Below are 17,714 nucleotides of genomic sequence, written 5' to 3'. Positions count from 1 at the left end.
ACCAACTTTTCGACCATGAAATTCTGGATAAATATGAATTGCAACGTGGATAAGATACGTGATATTTTTATATCATCTAATTTTTATGTCACTTAAATCATTTGTTTGATAATAATGCACAAAGGAAAATCATGATCAGTGAAATAATAATAAATGGAACAGAAATAAAACTAAGAAAAAATGGAACTGTCGATATTAACATTTATTCGATGGATTCATTATCTTTACTTATTGGTATAAATGGTTCAGGAAAGACAAAATGCTTATGTAGTATAATTAATTATTTCTTCCCTAAAAATAATATGCGAATAGTAAGTGAATGTTCTATATTAAACTCTCGCGGCGAGAGAATAGAGCATTCTGAAATTAAACGCTGGGGTGTTGTTTATTTTACACCACTACCATTTAGGCCAAAGTTGGATATCAGAGATAGTAGGTTTATAAATGCATCTCCAACCCCGAATGGAAAAAACACCGTATTTGATCTTATAGGACATAAAGACTTAATATCTGACTTTGATATTTCCCCAAAGATTGTTGCGATGAAAGCAACAAATATTAGCAAAATAGCACGATTGATACTAAATATAGCCTTAGATAATAAAGATCTTAATCAGAGTAGTATACTACTAAACCATGGTCTCGTTGAAATATTATCATTACGAGAAAAAATTGATGCGAACAAAGATAATAACAATCCCGACACTATAAAATACAGCACCAATAAAAACCTTCAAGCAGAGATTGATTATATATTGCAGACTTGCTCCGGTCATTTGATTGATGAAATACATCATAAAGTAGGTGAGGATAAACTTTTTTTCATATTTAGTGTAATAGAGTGGGCAAGTACAAAAAAACAGTTTAATGATAGTGTAGTAACTTTCTTGTTAAACAAATATTTAAATTTAAATGTTCGTTTAAGTAGAAAATTCAGGGAAAATAAATTGCATTTGGAGTGTGAAAGTAAAATAGATAGTTTGGTAAATATTTTAGAGCGTGAAGTAAATAATCATAACATAATAAGAGATTCACGCTTCAATGAAACATACTTAAGATTCGAGTTCGAAATAAATCCTTATGAAGGTCAGAAGATATTAACTAAATACAATTTGAATGATATTTTCAAAATTGAATTTTCTGAAATGAGTTCTGGGCAGATTGCTATCTTAGCTCAAATTGGTGCTATATCAGATTCCATTACTAAACTTTCAGATAGAGGTATTAGGTCAATACTTTTATTAATAGATGAGGGTGATGCTTTTTTGCATATGGAATGGCAAAGGAAATATATTTCCAGTTTGAATAAAATGTTAGGCTCGCTGAAAGTATCTCTGGGGATAGAACACTTACAACTTATTTTAGCTACACATTCTCCATTGCTAGCGACAGACGTCCCCAAAGATTTTATAAGCAGACTACCAGTTGAAAATAACACCTTGAGTGGATTTGCATCTCCTCTTTATATTTTACTAAATGAGTCTTTCGGAACTAAAACTATCGGGGAGTTTGCAACAAATAAAATTGAAAAAGTCATCAGTAAAATACCCGAGAATACATTGACCGAAGAAGATTATTACATCATAGAAAATATAGACAACCCTCTAATAAAAAATGAACTTGAACGATTAATTATGCAGAATAAGGCTTGAGGGTATTTATATATGATTATTTCAATTAAAAACAATTGGGAAAATGCACTACAATTACATACTTGTTATTTAAATGATTTGATATGTGATTTTCTAAATAAAAAAACTCGTCGTTCCACAGGAAGAGATGAAGCTAAAAACTTCATTGCAGAGGTACATCATTTATTAATACTAGCAGGTAAAGCTGACATATTGGACAGTATAAATATATATAAGGAATATAAAAGTAGACTGTTAATAACACCCGACATATCGAAACAGTTCGATAAAGCAATAAGAGCTGTTTTTAATTACAATAAATTTGTTAGAAAATCTGGATCATGGAATGCATATACGTTATGTAATAAATCAATAACTAGAACATGTCCATATTGCAATCAAGCATATGCATTTTCGATACAAAAAAAGAATCGAGGTTTCCGCCCCACATTAGATCATTTTTATAGTAAGGATGATTTCCCCCACCTTGCATTAGTTATTAATAATTTAATCCCAAGCTGTAGTGCATGTAACTCAAGCCTTAAAGGTACAATTGATTTTTTTGAAAATGAACATTTGAACCCATTATGGGATGATGAAAATATAAATTTCGTTCTAACACATGACGATGGTGTTTTAACATTCACAGATGGCATGATTTCATCACCAGAGAAAATAAGAATAGAAATATCTTTCGATCCAGAAAACACTTCAGTTAAAAACTCCATAGATACTTTCTTGATAATTGAAAGATATCAAGAGTTGACAATCGAAGCAATAGAGTTCGCTACTGCAAAATTAAATTTTGAGCATGCATTATCTACTGGGATATCCTATTTTAGGAATAATTCAGAAAGTAACTTTTTAAGATTTGACAAAAGAGAGTATAAAAAATACTTACTTGGTAAGTTGTTCTTAGATATATATAATAAAATACCAAACACAAATATTATCAACATCCGGTAACTTTCACCATCAACAAGAGAATACCATTCAGTATTAAAAGTTTAACGAATGGTATTCTCTATAAAAATTAAAGTTTACGCCTAAACACAACATTATCAGAGAAGATCGCCTTACCAGCTATAAAAGCCACAATAAAAATTATAGGCAGACTGATAGTAGCACCCGCCATGCCTGTAAACATTCCAATCAATATAAACAGGCTGAAGGACAAGAAGATAGCCACGAAAGCATACCAGCCGGGGAAGGCTCCATATAAAACAGTTGCCATGCAGCCGGTGCAGACATGGACGCCTCTCTGACTTTCTTTCAGGCAAGACGGACACTTGATGGTATTGTTTTCCTTAGTTCGCTTTCCAGCCATTGCTGATTTTAACAAGGTTCATGGCACCATCAGCAGCTTCATTCATCCCTTTCACACCAGAAAACGCGCTTTTGTCCACCCATGATGGAACATCAGTTAATTTCCAAGTATAGGTGATACGAACAACTTTCTGATTACCATTCCCCGGCTCAGTCCATTCCTTCACTTCATCAACAACGCGGCGACCAATACAAACACCTTCCTTAGCATCCCAGATTTTGGCTTGTTTACCTTCATCTGTTGTCTCAAGCGTGTTGTTATCCCAGCCTTTAACAAAAGCCATTAAGCCCTGCTCTACGAGGCCATCGAGGATCACTGAACCGGTGCCAGTCCCTGTTTCGTCAAATCGTGGTTTAGATAGCTGGACTGGGAATGTGACATCGTTATTTCGAAGTGAGAAACAGGTTTTCGATTGACCAATCTTGGTGTTGATCGCCTTCTCGTAGTCACCTTTTTCACCACATCCGGCTAGCAGCCCACCAAAATTCTCCATCGGTGATTACAAGAGTCATCCGATGAAGTCCTAAGAGCCCGCACGGCGCAAGCTCTGCGGACTTTTTTGTGCCCTCAATTTGTCCCGCGAAGTCCGAAGAGAGCTAATTAAATCCGAACCTTTTAGGCCCATTGATAGGCCCAACGAAAAGCTCTGTTGTTTTCGCGTTACCGCTAACCCGGCAACCCATCCCTCTCAGGATTAGACCACCAACGACATCTTTCATACTCCGGCCGCGTCAGCGGCCGGAGGGATAGATTTACTCCCTGTCAGAATAGGCGTCCAGCATGGCAAAGACCGCCCACCGCGCCGCATCGTCTGCAATATTGTCAGGCAGCGCATCAGCCCGCAGATTGACATAAGCGTCGGCAGCCCTTCGGATGGCAATCCCGACAGAGTGACGATCGTGCGTTGCCAGAGTGGAAGTCAGCAGGCCATCGGGATCAATGCCGAGGGCTTCTATTCGGCGTACCCCGCGTTGCGGTAGATTGGCGCGACGGAACAGCATCGGTCCCAGCACTTGTTCGCGGAAGAAGGACAGCATCCCCAGCGCTTCGAAGAGTTCGCCCCTGCCCAGTTTAACCCCGGCATAATGCAGCCAGATCCAGGCTCGGGACTCAAACCACTCCGGCGTCATGTTCGGCCAGTAAGCGCTAAATTTTGCCAGCTGGCGCTGGAGAGCATCGCTATCACGGGTAAATAGCACGGCAGGCTCCTCAACGCGCTGAGTGAGCATGTCCAGGGTGATAAATTTGAGATCGACATGCAGAAGTTGCGGGCCAAACAGACAGATCAGCAGCCGAGGCTCGCCGACGTGTTCCCCGGTGAAAGCATGTAGCAGATGGCCGAGGGTTCCGGCGAACGCCATACGCTGAGCCATGATTTCGTCATAATAGAGAGGGTCGACCACCACCACGAAATCGAGATCGGAGTATTGATCAAACCCGCCATGGATAAACGAGCCGCCGGCGAGAAGGGCGAGGATCCGCGGGTCAGACTGTAATTTAAGCTTCAGTTGCTCTGCAAAACTTCTGTGTAAATCGGGGAGCGTATTAAACATACTTTTTCCTGTTCACAAAAAAGACAAAGCATTACAGAATATCGAGTGATTGATCGGCAGACCAGATATTTCTGCAGGAGCCCTGCGCTCCCATGAGGGGCTCCCGAAACGATAATCCCCTCAAACCACCTCGCTCATCCACTCAGCAAACGCCCGCACGGCGGGAGAGAGAAAGCGCTGGTGCGGATAGAGCAACGTGACGGGTACCGGGGGCGGCTGCCAGTCCGCCAGCACTTCCACCAGCCTCCCCTCCCGCAGGTGGTCAGCCACGATATTCTCCGCCAGCTGCGCCAGCCCAAATCCTGCCAGGCACATTTTTATATAAAGCCCCGTTTCATTCACCGCGGCGGTGCCGCTGACGGGTACAGAAAAAGTCTCGCCGTGGCGAAGGAAGCGGAACTCATCGGCCCGCCTCGCCTGGCCGGAGAAATAATGCACGGCCCGGTGCTGAGAGAGCGCCTCCGGTGATGGCGGCACGCCATATTCCCTGAGATAGTCCGGTGACCCGCAGGTGACCCAGCGAAAGCGGCCCAGAGGCCGGGCCACCAGGCTGGAGTTGTTCAGCTCTCCCGTGCGTATCACGCAGTCGACGCCTTCCTGAATGAGATCGACCTGCCGATCGCTGACCCCGATCATCAGGTAGATATCAGGGTAACGTCGGTAAAAGTCTTGCAGATGGGGCATGACGATGAAATGCGCGATGCCCGCGGGCATATCAACCCGCAGGCGCCCCTGAGGCCGCGCGACAGACTCGCTCAGGCTGGATTCGCTATGTTCGATGAGGGCGAGAATTTCCCGGCACTGCGCCAGATACTGCATCCCTTCCGGAGTCAGGCTCACCCGCCTTGTGGTCCGGTTCAGCAGTCGCACCTTCAGGTATTTCTCAAGGTTTTTAATGGTACTGGTGACAGTGGAGGCCGGCAGGGAAAGGGTTTCCGCGGCACGCACGAAGCTCCCTGCCTCCGCGACGCGCATAAACATCTGCATAGCCTGGATACGATCCACCTTCTTTCTCCCCTGTAGCGAGCAGCCTACCGACAGGCGGCATGATTATTCGTTGATTATGAATAATGAAAACAATTTACGCATCTTTTTGCGCTTAATCGCCTGGCGTATCGTTGCGCTGTGGATATCGCGTGAGGGGCCAAAAATGACCATTCCCTCAATAAACATCCAGAGAATCAACACGTTAAATAACAAGCATAAAGGAAAAATAATGTCCGTTCAGCCTGTCGAATTACGTAAGGCGTATCGTTTATTGCAGGTCGGGTCCACCACCATGATTTCCGCAAAATATGATGGCGTCGAAAATGTCATGTCAGCCGCCTGGGTTGGGCTGGCAGGCGAGCGAAAAGTGGTGGCCTATATCGGCCCCCAGGCCTTCACTCGTCAGCTGGTGGAAAAGAGCGGCTATTTCGTCGTGCAGATCCCCGTAGTCAGCCAGATGGCAACCGTCCTCTACGCTGGCGGGCGCAGCTATGCCGATGCGCCGGATAAAAACGACACCATCCCCTTCTTTTATCAGCCGGGGTTCGATCTCCCCCTTGTCGCCGGCTGCGCGGGCTGGCTGGTGTGCAAAGTGATGCCTTACCCGGACATCCAGCAACAGCACAATCTGTTTATGGGCGACATCGTCGCCGCCTGGAGCGATGACCGGGTATTCCGCAACGGACACTGGATCTTTGATGATGCGCCGGACGAACTACGGACCGTTCACTATGTCGCAGGCGGGCAGTTCTATGCCATCGGCAAAGGCAGCAAATTCGATCATGGACCGGGTAAGGACTGACCCTCCCCGGTCATGAGCATCACTGACGAGATGTCTGCGCGGCAGAGCGGCTGATACTCCGGCGCCAGACGCCGGGCGCCTGGCCAAACTGGCGCTTGAAGCTGCGGTTGAAAGACTGCTGGGAGTCAAAGCCGAGGGCGATCACCACGTTGAGGATCGGCTCGTTGCTGTGGGCTAAGCGTTCGACCGATTTTTGCAGCTTTTGCGCCCGGATATACTCCCCGAGGGGGTGCCCGGTATGTTCTTTGAAGATCCGCTGCAGGTGCCACTTCGAATAGCCGGCTCGCCGGGCAACGGTATCAATATCCAGACGGCTATCAAGATGGTTGTCGATCCAGTCGATCAGATCCTGAATGATGGCGCCAGTGTTCATCATATTTCCCCCTCGCGGCCGGTTAAAAGCATCTTTAGCAGTTGCATTAAAAGGTGGCCTGGTTTTACACAAAATGCAAGTTTTATTGTTGCATTTAAAACCCTGCCAGGATCGCGCCTTTTTTCTCCGGTGAGGATCGCACATAAAGTGCAACAATTATTCTTGCACTTAGTTAAGCGCCTTCCTACAATCGCCGCGATAGTGTATTCGAGATTGTTACAATTTTGTGGCGATGATCGACACAAATGGCCTTAAGCCAGCCCGGACAAAGGAAGTAGCGCAGCCTCTCAGGCTGCGTCTTGCCCGGCGGCTACAATGACTGGAATAAAAATAATGAGCCTGCAAAAAACCTGGGGAAACATTCACCTGACCGCGCTCGGCGCGATGATGCTCTCTTTTCTGCTCGTCGGCTGCGACGACAGCGTCGCGCAAAACGCCGCGCCGCCCGCGCCTGCCGTCAGCGCCGCTAAGGTGTTGGTGAAGTCGATCAGTCAGTGGGATAGTTTCAACGGTCGCATTGAAGCGGTGGAGAGCGTTCAGCTCCGCCCCCGCGTCTCGGGATATATTGATAAAGTGAATTATACCGACGGCCAGGAGGTGAAAAAGGGCCAGGTGCTGTTCACGATAGACGACAGAACCTATCGCGCCGCGCTGGAGCAGGCGCAGGCGACGCTGGCGAGAGCCAAAACGCAGGCCAGCCTGGCGCAAAGCGAGGCGAACCGCACCGATAAATTAGTTCATACCAACCTCGTCTCCCGTGAAGAGTGGGAGCAGCGCCGGTCAGCCGCGGTACAGGCGCAGGCCGATATTCGCGCCGCGCAGGCGGCGGTGGATGCCGCGCAGCTTAACCTCGACTTCACCAAAGTGACCGCCCCTATCGACGGCCGCGCCAGCCGCGCGCTGATCACCAGCGGCAACCTGGTCACGGCGGGCGACACCGCCAGCGTGCTCACCACCCTGGTCTCGCAGAAGACGGTGTACGTCTACTTTGACGTCGACGAGTCAACCTACCTGCACTATCAGAATCTCGCCCGCCGCGGGCAAGGCGCGTCCAGCGATAATCAGGCGCTCCCGGTGGAGATTGGCCTGGTTGGCGAGGAGGGCTACCCCCATCAGGGCAAAGTGGATTTTCTCGATAATCAGTTAACGCCGAGCACCGGCACCATCCGCATGCGCGCCCTGCTGGATAACTCGCAGCGGCTGTTCACGCCGGGTCTGTTTGCCCGCGTGCGTCTGCCGGGCAGCGCGGCGTTCCAGGCTACGCTTATCGACGACAAAGCGGTGCTCACCGATCAGGATCGTAAATATGTCTATATCGTTGATAAAGATGGCAAAGCGCAGCGACGTGATATCACGCCGGGGCGGCTGGCCGACGGTTTACGCGTCGTGAAGCAGGGTCTGAAGCCTGGGGATAGCGTCATCGTCGACGGCTTACAAAAAGTGTTTATGCCGGGTATGCCGGTTAACGCCAAAACCGTTGCCATGACCCCTAGCGCCGCCCTCAACTGATCCCTAATCAGAGAATCCAAGACATGGACTTTTCCCGCTTTTTTATCGACAGGCCAATTTTCGCCGCGGTGCTGTCGATTTTAATTTTTATCACCGGGTTAATCGCCATCCCGCTGCTGCCGGTGAGCGAATATCCTGACGTCGTGCCCCCCAGCGTGCAGGTGCGCGCGGAGTATCCCGGCGCCAACCCGAAAGTGATTGCCGAGACCGTGGCGACGCCGCTGGAGGAAGCGATCAACGGCGTTGAAAACATGATGTACATGAAATCGGTCGCCGGCTCCGACGGCGTGCTGGTGACCACCGTGACCTTCCGCCCGGGTACCGACCCGGATCAGGCGCAGGTTCAGGTGCAGAACCGGGTCGCGCAGGCGGAGGCGCGTCTGCCGGAGGATGTGCGCCGTCTGGGGATCACCACCCAGAAACAGTCCCCGACGCTGACCCTGGTGGTGCATCTGTTTTCGCCAAACGGTAAGTACGACTCGCTGTATATGCGCAACTACGCCACGCTGAAGGTGAAGGATGAGCTGGCGCGCCTGCCCGGCGTCGGCCAGATCCAGATATTTGGTTCCGGCGAATATGCGATGCGCGTCTGGTTGGATCCCAATAAGGTGGCGGCGCGCGGGCTGACCGCCTCGGACGTGGTCACGGCGATGCAGGAGCAAAACGTCCAGGTCTCCGCCGGACAGCTTGGCGCCGAGCCGCTGCCGCAGGAGAGCGACTTCCTGATCTCGATTAACGCCCAGGGCCGTCTGCATACCGAAGAAGAGTTTGGCAATATCATTCTGAAAACAGCGCAGGACGGCTCGCTGGTCCGCCTGCGCGACGTGGCGCGCATCGAGATGGGTTCCGGTAGCTATGCGCTGCGCTCCCAGCTCAACAACAAGGATGCGGTCGGGATCGGTATCTTCCAGTCCCCGGGCGCTAACGCCATCGATTTGTCGAACGCCGTGCGCGCCAAAATGGCCGAGCTGGCCACCCGCTTCCCGGAAGATATGAAGTGGGCGGCGCCGTACGACCCGACGGTGTTCGTGCGCGACTCCATCCGCGCGGTGGTGCAGACGCTGCTGGAGGCGGTGGTGCTGGTGGTGCTGGTGGTGATCCTGTTCCTGCAGACCTGGCGCGCGTCGATTATCCCACTGATCGCGGTGCCGGTATCGGTGGTCGGTACCTTCAGCATTCTCTATCTGCTGGGCTTCTCGCTGAATACCCTGAGCCTGTTCGGGCTGGTACTGGCGATTGGTATCGTGGTGGATGACGCCATCGTGGTGGTGGAAAACGTCGAGCGCAATATCGAAGAGGGGCTTGCGCCGCTTGCCGCGGCGCATCAGGCGATGCGAGAGGTCTCCGGGCCGATTATCGCTATTGCGCTGGTGCTGTGCGCGGTGTTCGTGCCGATGGCGTTTCTCTCGGGCGTGACCGGTCAGTTCTACAAGCAGTTTGCGGTGACCATCGCCATCTCCACGGTGATCTCGGCCATCAACTCGCTGACGCTCTCCCCAGCGCTGGCGGCCCTGCTGTTAAAGCCGCACGGCGCGAAAAAAGACCTCCCTACCCGGCTGATCGATCGTCTGTTCGGCTGGATTTTCCGTCCGTTTAACCGCTTTTTCCTGCGCAGCTCGAACGGCTATCAGGGGCTGGTGAGCAAAACCCTCGGCCGCCGTGGCGCGGTGTTTGTGGTGTACCTGCTGCTGCTCTGCGCCGCAGGGGTGATGTTTAAAGTCGTCCCCGGCGGGTTTATTCCCACCCAGGACAAACTGTACCTGATTGGCGGCGTGAAGATGCCGGAAGGTTCGTCGCTGGCGCGCACCGATGCGGTGATCCGCAAAATGAGCGAGATCGGGATGAATACCGAAGGGGTCGATTATGCGGTCGCCTTCCCCGGTCTTAACGCGCTGCAGTTCACCAACACGCCGAATACCGGGACGGTCTTTTTTGGCCTGAAACCGTTCGACCAGCGCAAACACTCGGCGGCGGAAATCAACGCGGAGATCAACGCCAAAATTGCGCAAATCCAGCAGGGATTTGGCTTCTCCATCCTGCCGCCGCCGATTTTAGGATTGGGTCAGGGCTCCGGCTACTCCCTTTACATCCAGGATCGCGGCGGGCTGGGCTATGGCGCGCTGCAAAGCGCGGTGAATGCCATGTCCGGGACGATTATGCAGACGCCGGGGATGCACTTCCCGATCTCGACCTACCAGGCTAACGTGCCGCAGCTGGATGTCCAGGTCGATCGCGATAAGGCGAAAGCGCAGGGAGTATCGCTGACCGATCTGTTCGGCACGCTGCAGACCTATCTCGGCTCGTCTTATGTCAATGACTTTAACCAGTTCGGGCGTACCTGGCGCGTGATGGCCCAGGCTGACGGGCCGTACCGCGAGAGCGTGGAAGATATCGCCAATCTGCGCACCCGCAATAATCAGGGCGAAATGGTGCCGATCGGCAGTATGGTGAATATCAGTACCACCTACGGCCCGGATCCGGTGATCCGCTACAACGGTTATCCGGCGGCGGACCTGATTGGCGATGCCGATCCGCGCGTCCTCTCCTCCTCGCAGGCGATGACGCTGCTGGATGCCATGTCTAAACAGGTGCTGCCGAATGGAATGAATATTGAATGGACGGATCTCAGCTTCCAGCAGGCCACCCAGGGCAATACGGCGCTGATCGTCTTCCCGGTGGCGGTGCTGCTGGCGTTCCTCGTGCTGGCGGCGCTGTATGAAAGCTGGACCCTGCCGCTGGCGGTGATCCTTATCGTGCCGATGACGATGCTCTCCGCGCTGTTTGGCGTCTGGCTGACCGGGGGCGACAACAACGTCTTCGTGCAGGTGGGGCTGGTGGTCCTGATGGGCCTGGCCTGTAAAAACGCCATTCTGATCGTCGAGTTTGCCCGCGAGCTGGAGATTCAGGGCAAAGGCATCATGGAAGCCGCGCTGGAGGCGTGCCGCCTGCGACTGCGCCCGATTGTCATGACCTCCATCGCCTTTATCGCCGGGACCATTCCGCTGATCCTCGGCCACGGCGCAGGGGCGGAAGTCCGCGGCGTCACCGGGATCACGGTGTTCTCCGGGATGCTGGGGGTGACGCTGTTCGGTTTGTTCCTGACGCCGGTGTTTTACGTGACGCTACGGAAACTGGTGACCCGCAGTAAGCCGGTCGAGGAGGATCTGCCCGCCTAGCCTGCGGCAAATAACAAAAAACCGCCTTCAGCTGAAGGCGGTTTTTTTTCGTCAGGACCAGGATTAATGCGCTTTTTTAAAGCGGGCGATCATTTCCGGTACCGGGTCGCAGCCGCTGGTATCGGCGTTTTTAAGCGCCTCCAGCGCGCTGGCCACGGTATGGCGAGCGAGGACGTTCAGCGAAGCCTGCTCCTCTTCGTCAGCGACCGATTTGAAGTACCAGCAGGCGTTGGCGCTGACCACGCAGCGGGCCGGGACGTCAGGGCGCGACGCCCACAGTTTTTTATCTTCGATAACGGAAAGATAGATATCACGCAGAGTGATTTTGTCCGCCGGGCGGCCAAGATGAATAGAGCCGTTGCGGCCAAGCGTGGAGACAATGATGCCGTCACGGGTGAGCGGAACCATTAATTTGCGGATAAAGCTCGGGTTGGCTTCCAGGCCGTAGGCCAGAATCGCACTCGTCGAACGTTCACCCATCTGCTCCGCCATTGCTACGCTGAGAACCATCTGCAAAGCTGTCGGGAAGCGGTAATCTAACATGGTATTGTCCTGGGTTGCGGTGAATCTTGTTCTTTTTGGCACCGCAGAGGTGAGTAATCAATGAACAACAATATAACAAATACGGGAATTTTTTTGAAGCAATCTGCGGTTAGCCTGCGAAGTAAATTTTCCTATTTCGTCTGCACAGGCGGGCTGAGAAACCGCGCTCTTCCGAAGCGGTTTGACTGGACGGCAATCTCCTCAGCGCTCCCCGGTGGCTGCCCCGTGGTATAGAAATCCGCTGCCATAACGGCAGCGGATCCTGCGGGAGGTTACGCCGTTAACTCCAGCTCGGTTTCAAAGGTGGTCACCGGCACAAACGGCAGATAGGAGATCCGCAGCCTCTCGGCCACCTTCAGGCGATGCCAGCCGGCCGGCAGGCCGCCGGGTTTGAGCACCGTGATGGTCGCCTTTTCACCGAAGTTCCACCGGTCGTCGTAGACGCTCTCCAGCTCGTCGAGCGTCCACTCCCGGCCGCGCAGCGCCAGGCGGATCGCCTGCCGCGGGATGGCTTCGCCGTTGAGGGTCACGGCGATATCTTCCACCATCGACAGACCCAGACCGCGGTAGTAAGGCAGACGGGCCAAAAAGCGCACGCCGATAACTTCCCCGTCGCGGGTGACGTTGCCGAAACCTTCGCGGCAGATAATATGCTGATCAAACATGATAATGCTCCTTACTGACCCAGCAGCGCCGGGGGTGGGGTTTCATCTAACAGGCGACAGAACATCAGCTGCTGGCGGCGGACCTGCTCCAGGCTGTCCACCTCCTGCGCATCTTCCACCCAGCGGTTGCCTTCATACTCGGAGCACACATACCCCTCATAGCCGCCCTTCTGCAGCACGCGGAAGATCTCATCGTAGGGAATTGACCATTCGCTTATCTCGTCGGTCATTTCGTAGAATTTGGCATGAATGTTGTGGATCCGCGGCATAAAATCGAGCATCCGCTTCGGCTCGAACGCCGCGTTGTGGCGCAGCGTTTCCGCCATCGCCAGCTGCGGGCCCGGCCCCCATTTTTGCATCACATCCAGGATCACGTATTCGCTGAGCGTCCGCTCCTCATAGGCTTTCTCGATAAAATCCGCCGCCGCCTGCGGGCAACCGTTACGAATAAAGCGCTCTTTCCACACCCGCGGGAAGCGGGCTAAAAACATCCCCATATCCGGCAGGAAGCCCAGCGCCCGGGTGTTGGCTTTTTCATAGGCTTCGGCATGGCGAATAATCCACGGATGGTCGAAATGCAGCGGGGCGTGCACCTCCAGCAGAATGGTGATCCCTTTGTCTTCCGCATAAGGCGCCGCCGCCACCAGCACCTCCGGCGCCACGGAAACCAGAGAGCGGATAAAGCGCATGCCCAGCCGGGCGGCAAAATCGATGTCGTTTTGCACGCTGCGCACCTGCTCGTCAAACGGCATCGGCCGGTCTTTATAGCGTTTATAATCGAGCATAAAGTCATGGCACACCGGCACCGTGTCATGGCGCTGCATCAGACGGCGCCAGTCGGCGATCGCCGCCTCCGGCATGCCGCACTCCGGCCAGCCGGCGAAGGTCTGTTCGCCGACGACTTCAATGCCGCGGGCGCCGAACGTCGCGCAGTGACCGATCGCCTGATCGAGGGACATCTTGCCGAGATAGGTCTCATTCTGAAAGCTGTACAGACTGACGCCGCGTTTTATTTTCTGAGTCATAAAAGTACCAGGTAAGTTGGTTAACAGGATAAGCCGGTCGCTTCGCGGGCGCGGGCCACCGAGGCCGCTGCGGGCAGCGACGGTTTATACTCCAGGCCAATGGCCCCGTTGTAGCCCAGGCGTTGCAGCCGGGCGATCACTTCTGGCCACTCGCCGCTGCGCGGATCCGGTTCGTTACGTTCCGGCGCCTGCGCTATCTGCACGTGTCCCACCCGGTGCATTCTGCCGCCGAGCACCTCCTCCATCTCCTCTTCCATCACCAGCGAGTGATAGACGTCAAACAGCAGCTGCAGCCGCGGGCTGTTGACCGCCTCGATAATGTCCAGCGCCAGCCGGGTGTCGTTTAAGAACATCCCCGGATGATCGATGCGGGTGTTGAGCGGCTCCAGCAGCAGAGTGACCCCGGCGGCTTCCGCCAGCGTCGCCGCCTGGCGCAGGATGTGGATCGCCTGCGCCTGCTGTTCGGCGATCGCCACCCCTTCGCGGCTGAAGCCGGAGGCCACCACCAGCGGCGGCGACCCCAGCTGGCGCGAGGCCGCCAGGCTGTCGCTCACTGCCGCCAGAAACTGCTCATGCTCCGCCGGATCCACCAGGCTGCGCCGGGGCTCCACCACGAAGCTCGACAGCCTCACGCCGGTCTCCTCCAGCGCCTGCGCCAGCGCCGTCAGCGGTTTATCACGCCAGAGATGAAACTCAACGTGGCTGAATCCCTGCGCTTTCGCCGCCCGGACCCGATCGCTGAAATCGGGATACTCTTCACGAAACAGCCATTCAATACATGCGGACAAATACATCCGACCCCCTTCTCTACTTGCCAGATCAAAACAAACAAAATTAGAATAAGAATTCTTATTCTGTTTCGGAGCGGCAGTGTGACGCCTTCCCTTCTGGCTTCGCGGTCAACAGCAGGATCTGACGCGGCATAACCAGAATGAGTGCTCTAATTCTAATCTCTGGTTGCTATAAATTGTCAACAATATTTAACAAGTTTTTAACCAAATCTGAAGGTACATCATGCTCAATAACGCTTCGGCGGCCGCGGTTCAGGCGCCTCCCTATACCAGCGAGCGGCAGCGCACGCTGGCCACGCTGGTGGTTTCGATAGCGCTGGTGCTGGAGATCATCGACGTCTCGATCATTAATGTCGCCATCCCGGTGGTACAGCGGGATCTGCTCGCCAGCCCGCGGCAAATTGAATGGGTGGTCACCGGCTACCTGTTCTTTTTCTCCATTCTGCTGCTCACCGGCGGTCGGCTCGGCGATCTGTATGGCTACCGGCGGCTGTTTATCAGCGGCCTGCTGGCGTTTGGCGCTGCGTCGGCCGGCTGCGGGCTGGCCGCCAGCCCGGAGATGCTGGTGGCGATGCGTATTGCGCAGGGGGCCAGCGGGGCGATGATGGGCCCGCAAATCCTCTCCCTGATGCAGGTTCTGTATCGCCCGCACGAACGTTTCCGGGTGATGAGTATTTTCGGCCTGCTCGGCGGCGCCGCCGGGATCCTCGGCCCGGTGCTCGGCGGGATCATCATCGAAAGCAATCTGTTCGGCCTCAGCTGGCGGCCGATCTTTTTGATCAACGTGCCGGTGATCGTCGTCGCCGTGATACTGGCCTGGCGGGCGCTGCCGGCGGTGCGCAGCCCGGCGGCCAAAGGTATCGATCCGCTGGGTACCCTGCTGGCGGTGGTGGGCGGCGGCGCGCTGCTGCTCACCCTGATCGAAGGCCCCGCCCTGCGCTGGCCGCTATGGATGGCGCTGCCGCCGCTGCTGTCGCTCATCACGGTGGCCCTCCTCTGGCGTCATCTGCTGGGCCGTGAACGCCGGGGCGGCACGCTGTTGTTACCCCCCGCGGTGCTGCGCGACCGCTTCTTTCGCGCCGGGATCGTCATCACCCTGCTCTATCAGCTGACCACCGCCTCGCTGCTGCTGGCCACCGCGCTGGTGCTGCAGAGCGGGCTGGGCTTCAGCCCGTTCCATACCGCCCTGCTGCACATCCCCTTCGCCCTCGGGGCGATGTTTTCCATCGCCGTCGCCGGCCGCCGGCTATCGCCTCGTCTTGGGCGTAACGTGACGCTGGTCGGGGTGGCCGTACAGATGAGCGGCCTGCTGCTGATGGGCTACGGGATCGCCGCGGCGCCGGGGACGCTGCCGCTGACCGCGCTGGGTCTCGGGTTCGGCCTGTGCGGCTGTGGGATGGGGCTTATCTCCGCCCCGCTGCCGGCCTTTGCCATGGCGGCGATCCCGGTGGCCCATGCCGGCGCGGCGTCGGGATTATTTCGCACCGGCCAGCAGTTTGGCGCCGCCCTTGGCATGGCGACCCTTGGCGGTTTCTATCTGGCGCAAAGCGCCTCCGCGCCGGACGCCTGGCGCGGGGCGTTTATCACCCTGCTGACCCTTGGCGCCCTGATCCTGCTGGCGATTGCCGCCCTCAGCCGCCTGCTGCCCGTCTCGGTGCTTCCCCCGCCAGGGAAGCCATGACCTATCGCGTCCGGCAATGGCTGCTATCATGAGGAACCATTTATCAGGACGCACAAAGCTGTAGTACCTATTTTCTGTACACCTGCAACGGGCATGCGCCCGGAGAACAACAATGGCAAGGACTGATATGGATGAGAACATCGATGTACTGATTATTGGCAGCGGCCCGGTAGGCGCCGCTTTCGCGCGGCGGATTGCCGACCGCCGCGCCGCGCGGATCCTGGTGGTGGAAGCCGGCGAAGCGCTGACGCCCGCCACCGGGGTTAATATCCGCAACCTGGCGCCAGCGCAGCGGGAAACGGCCTACGACCGCGCCCGGGCGTTTCCGCTGGCCGCCCTGCCAGAAAACCTGCCGGCAGACGCCCTGCAGGCGCGGCCCGGCACCCATCTTCTCGACCCGACGGCGCCCCACAGCGGCATGCCGGCCGCCGCGCTCTCCACTAACCTCGGCGGCATGGGCGTCCACTGGACCTGCGCCTGTCCGCGACCGGGCGGCAGCGAAGTCATTCCCTTTCTCGATCCCCGGGAGATGGCCGACGCCTGGGAGTCGGCAGAGCATTATCTGCAGGTGACCCGCGAAGGATTTCCGGCCACCGCCATCGGCCGGCAAATCGTCGATGCCCTTAATCAGCACTTCGCCAGCGACCGTCCGCCGGCGCGGCTGGCGCAGCCTATGCCGCTGGCCTGCGCCGCGACGCCGGAGGGCAAGCCGCGCTGGTCCGGCGTCGACGCGGTGCTCGGCGAGCTGGCGGAGGAAGAGACCCGCCGCCAGCGCGGGGTGGAGATCCGCACCGCCACCCTGTGCACGCGGATCCTCAGCGAGGACGGCGTCGCCCGCGGGGCGGAGCTGCGCGATCTGCGTACCGGCGAACAGTATGTGGTGACGGCCAAAGCGGTAGTGGTCGCCGCCGATGCGCTGCGTACGCCGCAGCTGCTGTACGCCTCGGGCATCCGTCCGCGGGCGCTGGGGCGCTGGCTCAACGATCAGCCGCAGGTGATCGCCCTGATTGAAGTGGACGCCCCGCCGGCCGCCGTCGCGCCGACCTCCCCGGTGCGCGACGGACGGGACAATGTCTCCGGCGTCACCTGGCTGCCGTTCCATGAGCCCGATTTTCCGTTCCACGGTCAACTGATGCAGATGGATACTTCGCCGATCGCCTTTGCCCAGCCGTCGGGTACCCCGGCGAAGCCGGTGGTGGGCCTGGGGCTGTTCCTCGCCAAGGAGCTGCGCGAGGAGGATCGGATCGTCTTCAGTGATGAAACCGACGCCGTAGGGCTGCCGAAAATGCAGCTGAACTATCAGTTAACCGACGGCGATCGCCGCCGTTTACAGCAGGCGGTGGCAGTGACTGAACGCGTCGGCGCCGCGCTGGGCCGCGTGGCGCCCGGCGGGGAGGCCATGATCCTGCCGGCGGGCACCTCGCTGCATTACCAGGGAACCTGTCGCCTGGGAGAAGCGAACGACGGCAACAGCGTGGCCGACCGCCGCTCGCGGGTCTGGGGTTTTCACAATCTGTACGTCGGCGGCAACGGGGCGATCCCCACCTCAACCGCCTGCAACCCGACGCTGACCAGCGTCGCGCTGGCGATCCTCGCCGCTGACGATATCGTGGCGCGGCTGCTGTAGCGCCTCTGGCTCACCGGGGCACAA

Annotated in this window: 16 protein-coding genes; 7 read left to right on the top strand and 9 right to left on the bottom strand. The window is 55.5% G+C overall.

What is annotated here, in order from left to right; all coding sequences use genetic code 11:
• Window positions 1-131: 131 nt before the first annotated feature.
• Window positions 132-1,652: an AAA family ATPase gene (locus LGM20_RS06095; protein ID WP_044524408.1), complete on the top strand. Its 1,521-nt coding sequence runs from the start codon at window positions 132-134 to the stop codon at window positions 1,650-1,652.
• Window positions 1,653-1,664: 12 nt separating this feature from the next.
• A complete protein-coding gene (locus LGM20_RS06090) occupies window positions 1,665-2,597 on the top strand; it encodes a hypothetical protein (protein WP_044524409.1) in 933 nt (310 codons plus the stop codon).
• A 67-nt stretch (window positions 2,598-2,664) separates the two neighbouring features.
• Here LGM20_RS06090 and LGM20_RS06085 read toward each other — a convergent pair whose 3' ends face one another.
• From LGM20_RS06085 to LGM20_RS06070, 4 genes are all read right to left on the bottom strand, one after another.
• Window positions 2,665-2,958 carry a hypothetical protein gene (locus LGM20_RS06085; RefSeq protein ID WP_044524410.1) on the bottom strand — a complete coding sequence of 98 codons (294 nt, stop codon included), beginning with the start codon at window positions 2,956-2,958 and terminating at the stop codon, window positions 2,665-2,667.
• Window positions 2,939-3,451: a hypothetical protein gene (locus LGM20_RS06080; protein WP_044524411.1), complete on the bottom strand. Its 513-nt coding sequence runs from the start codon at window positions 3,449-3,451 to the stop codon at window positions 2,939-2,941. The genes LGM20_RS06085 and LGM20_RS06080 overlap by 20 nt, the downstream gene beginning before the upstream one ends.
• Before the next feature lie 259 nt (window positions 3,452-3,710).
• Window positions 3,711-4,511: a hypothetical protein gene (locus LGM20_RS06075; RefSeq protein WP_044524413.1), complete on the bottom strand. Its 801-nt coding sequence runs from the start codon at window positions 4,509-4,511 to the stop codon at window positions 3,711-3,713.
• A gap of 120 nt (window positions 4,512-4,631) precedes the next feature.
• Complete coding sequence (locus tag LGM20_RS06070) at window positions 4,632-5,516, bottom strand: LysR family transcriptional regulator (protein WP_023290699.1); 885 nt, start codon at window positions 5,514-5,516, stop codon at window positions 4,632-4,634.
• Between the two features lie 211 nt (window positions 5,517-5,727).
• Between LGM20_RS06070 and LGM20_RS06065 the strand changes: the two genes are divergently transcribed.
• Complete coding sequence (locus LGM20_RS06065; RefSeq protein WP_044524415.1) at window positions 5,728-6,300, top strand: flavin reductase family protein; 573 nt, start codon at window positions 5,728-5,730, stop codon at window positions 6,298-6,300.
• Window positions 6,301-6,319: 19 nt separating this feature from the next.
• Here the strand turns inward: LGM20_RS06065 and LGM20_RS06060 are convergent, their stop codons facing one another.
• Window positions 6,320-6,673, bottom strand: coding sequence for a helix-turn-helix domain-containing protein (locus tag LGM20_RS06060; protein ID WP_044524471.1), 354 nt, complete (start codon window positions 6,671-6,673; stop codon window positions 6,320-6,322).
• A 333-nt stretch (window positions 6,674-7,006) separates the two neighbouring features.
• Between LGM20_RS06060 and oqxA the strand changes: the two genes are divergently transcribed.
• A complete protein-coding gene (gene oqxA, locus LGM20_RS06055) occupies window positions 7,007-8,182 on the top strand; it encodes a multidrug efflux RND transporter periplasmic adaptor subunit OqxA (protein ID WP_044524416.1) in 1,176 nt (391 codons plus the stop codon).
• Window positions 8,183-8,205: 23 nt separating this feature from the next.
• On the top strand, window positions 8,206-11,358 hold the full coding sequence (gene oqxB, locus LGM20_RS06050; RefSeq protein WP_044524417.1) for a multidrug efflux RND transporter permease subunit OqxB: 3,153 nt from the start codon (window positions 8,206-8,208) through the stop codon (window positions 11,356-11,358).
• A gap of 63 nt (window positions 11,359-11,421) precedes the next feature.
• Here the strand turns inward: oqxB and LGM20_RS06045 are convergent, their stop codons facing one another.
• The 4 genes from LGM20_RS06045 to LGM20_RS06030 form a co-directional block, all read right to left on the bottom strand.
• Window positions 11,422-11,901 (bottom strand): RrF2 family transcriptional regulator, encoded by a 480-nt coding sequence (locus tag LGM20_RS06045; protein ID WP_044524419.1) that lies wholly within the window; start codon window positions 11,899-11,901, stop codon window positions 11,422-11,424.
• Between the two features lie 272 nt (window positions 11,902-12,173).
• Window positions 12,174-12,566, bottom strand: a complete 393-nt coding sequence (locus LGM20_RS06040) for a C-glycoside deglycosidase beta subunit domain-containing protein (RefSeq protein WP_023290704.1) — start codon at window positions 12,564-12,566, stop codon at window positions 12,174-12,176.
• Window positions 12,567-12,577: 11 nt separating this feature from the next.
• Complete coding sequence (locus LGM20_RS06035; protein ID WP_044524420.1) at window positions 12,578-13,591, bottom strand: sugar phosphate isomerase/epimerase family protein; 1,014 nt, start codon at window positions 13,589-13,591, stop codon at window positions 12,578-12,580.
• 20 nt (window positions 13,592-13,611) lie between these two features.
• Window positions 13,612-14,385, bottom strand: coding sequence for a TIM barrel protein (locus tag LGM20_RS06030; protein WP_044524422.1), 774 nt, complete (start codon window positions 14,383-14,385; stop codon window positions 13,612-13,614).
• Between the two features lie 220 nt (window positions 14,386-14,605).
• On the opposite strand from LGM20_RS06030, the gene LGM20_RS06025 reads away from it, so the two are divergent.
• Complete coding sequence (locus tag LGM20_RS06025; protein WP_044524423.1) at window positions 14,606-16,063, top strand: MFS transporter; 1,458 nt, start codon at window positions 14,606-14,608, stop codon at window positions 16,061-16,063.
• Window positions 16,064-16,175: 112 nt separating this feature from the next.
• Window positions 16,176-17,690 (top strand): GMC oxidoreductase, encoded by a 1,515-nt coding sequence (locus LGM20_RS06020; protein ID WP_224222700.1) that lies wholly within the window; start codon window positions 16,176-16,178, stop codon window positions 17,688-17,690.
• Window positions 17,691-17,714: the final 24 nt, after the last annotated feature.

Origin of the sequence: Klebsiella quasipneumoniae subsp. quasipneumoniae (genome assembly GCF_020525925.1) — a bacterium.
GTDB lineage: Bacteria > Pseudomonadota > Gammaproteobacteria > Enterobacterales > Enterobacteriaceae > Klebsiella > Klebsiella quasipneumoniae.
This window is presented reverse-complemented; position numbering and strand designations above follow the sequence as displayed.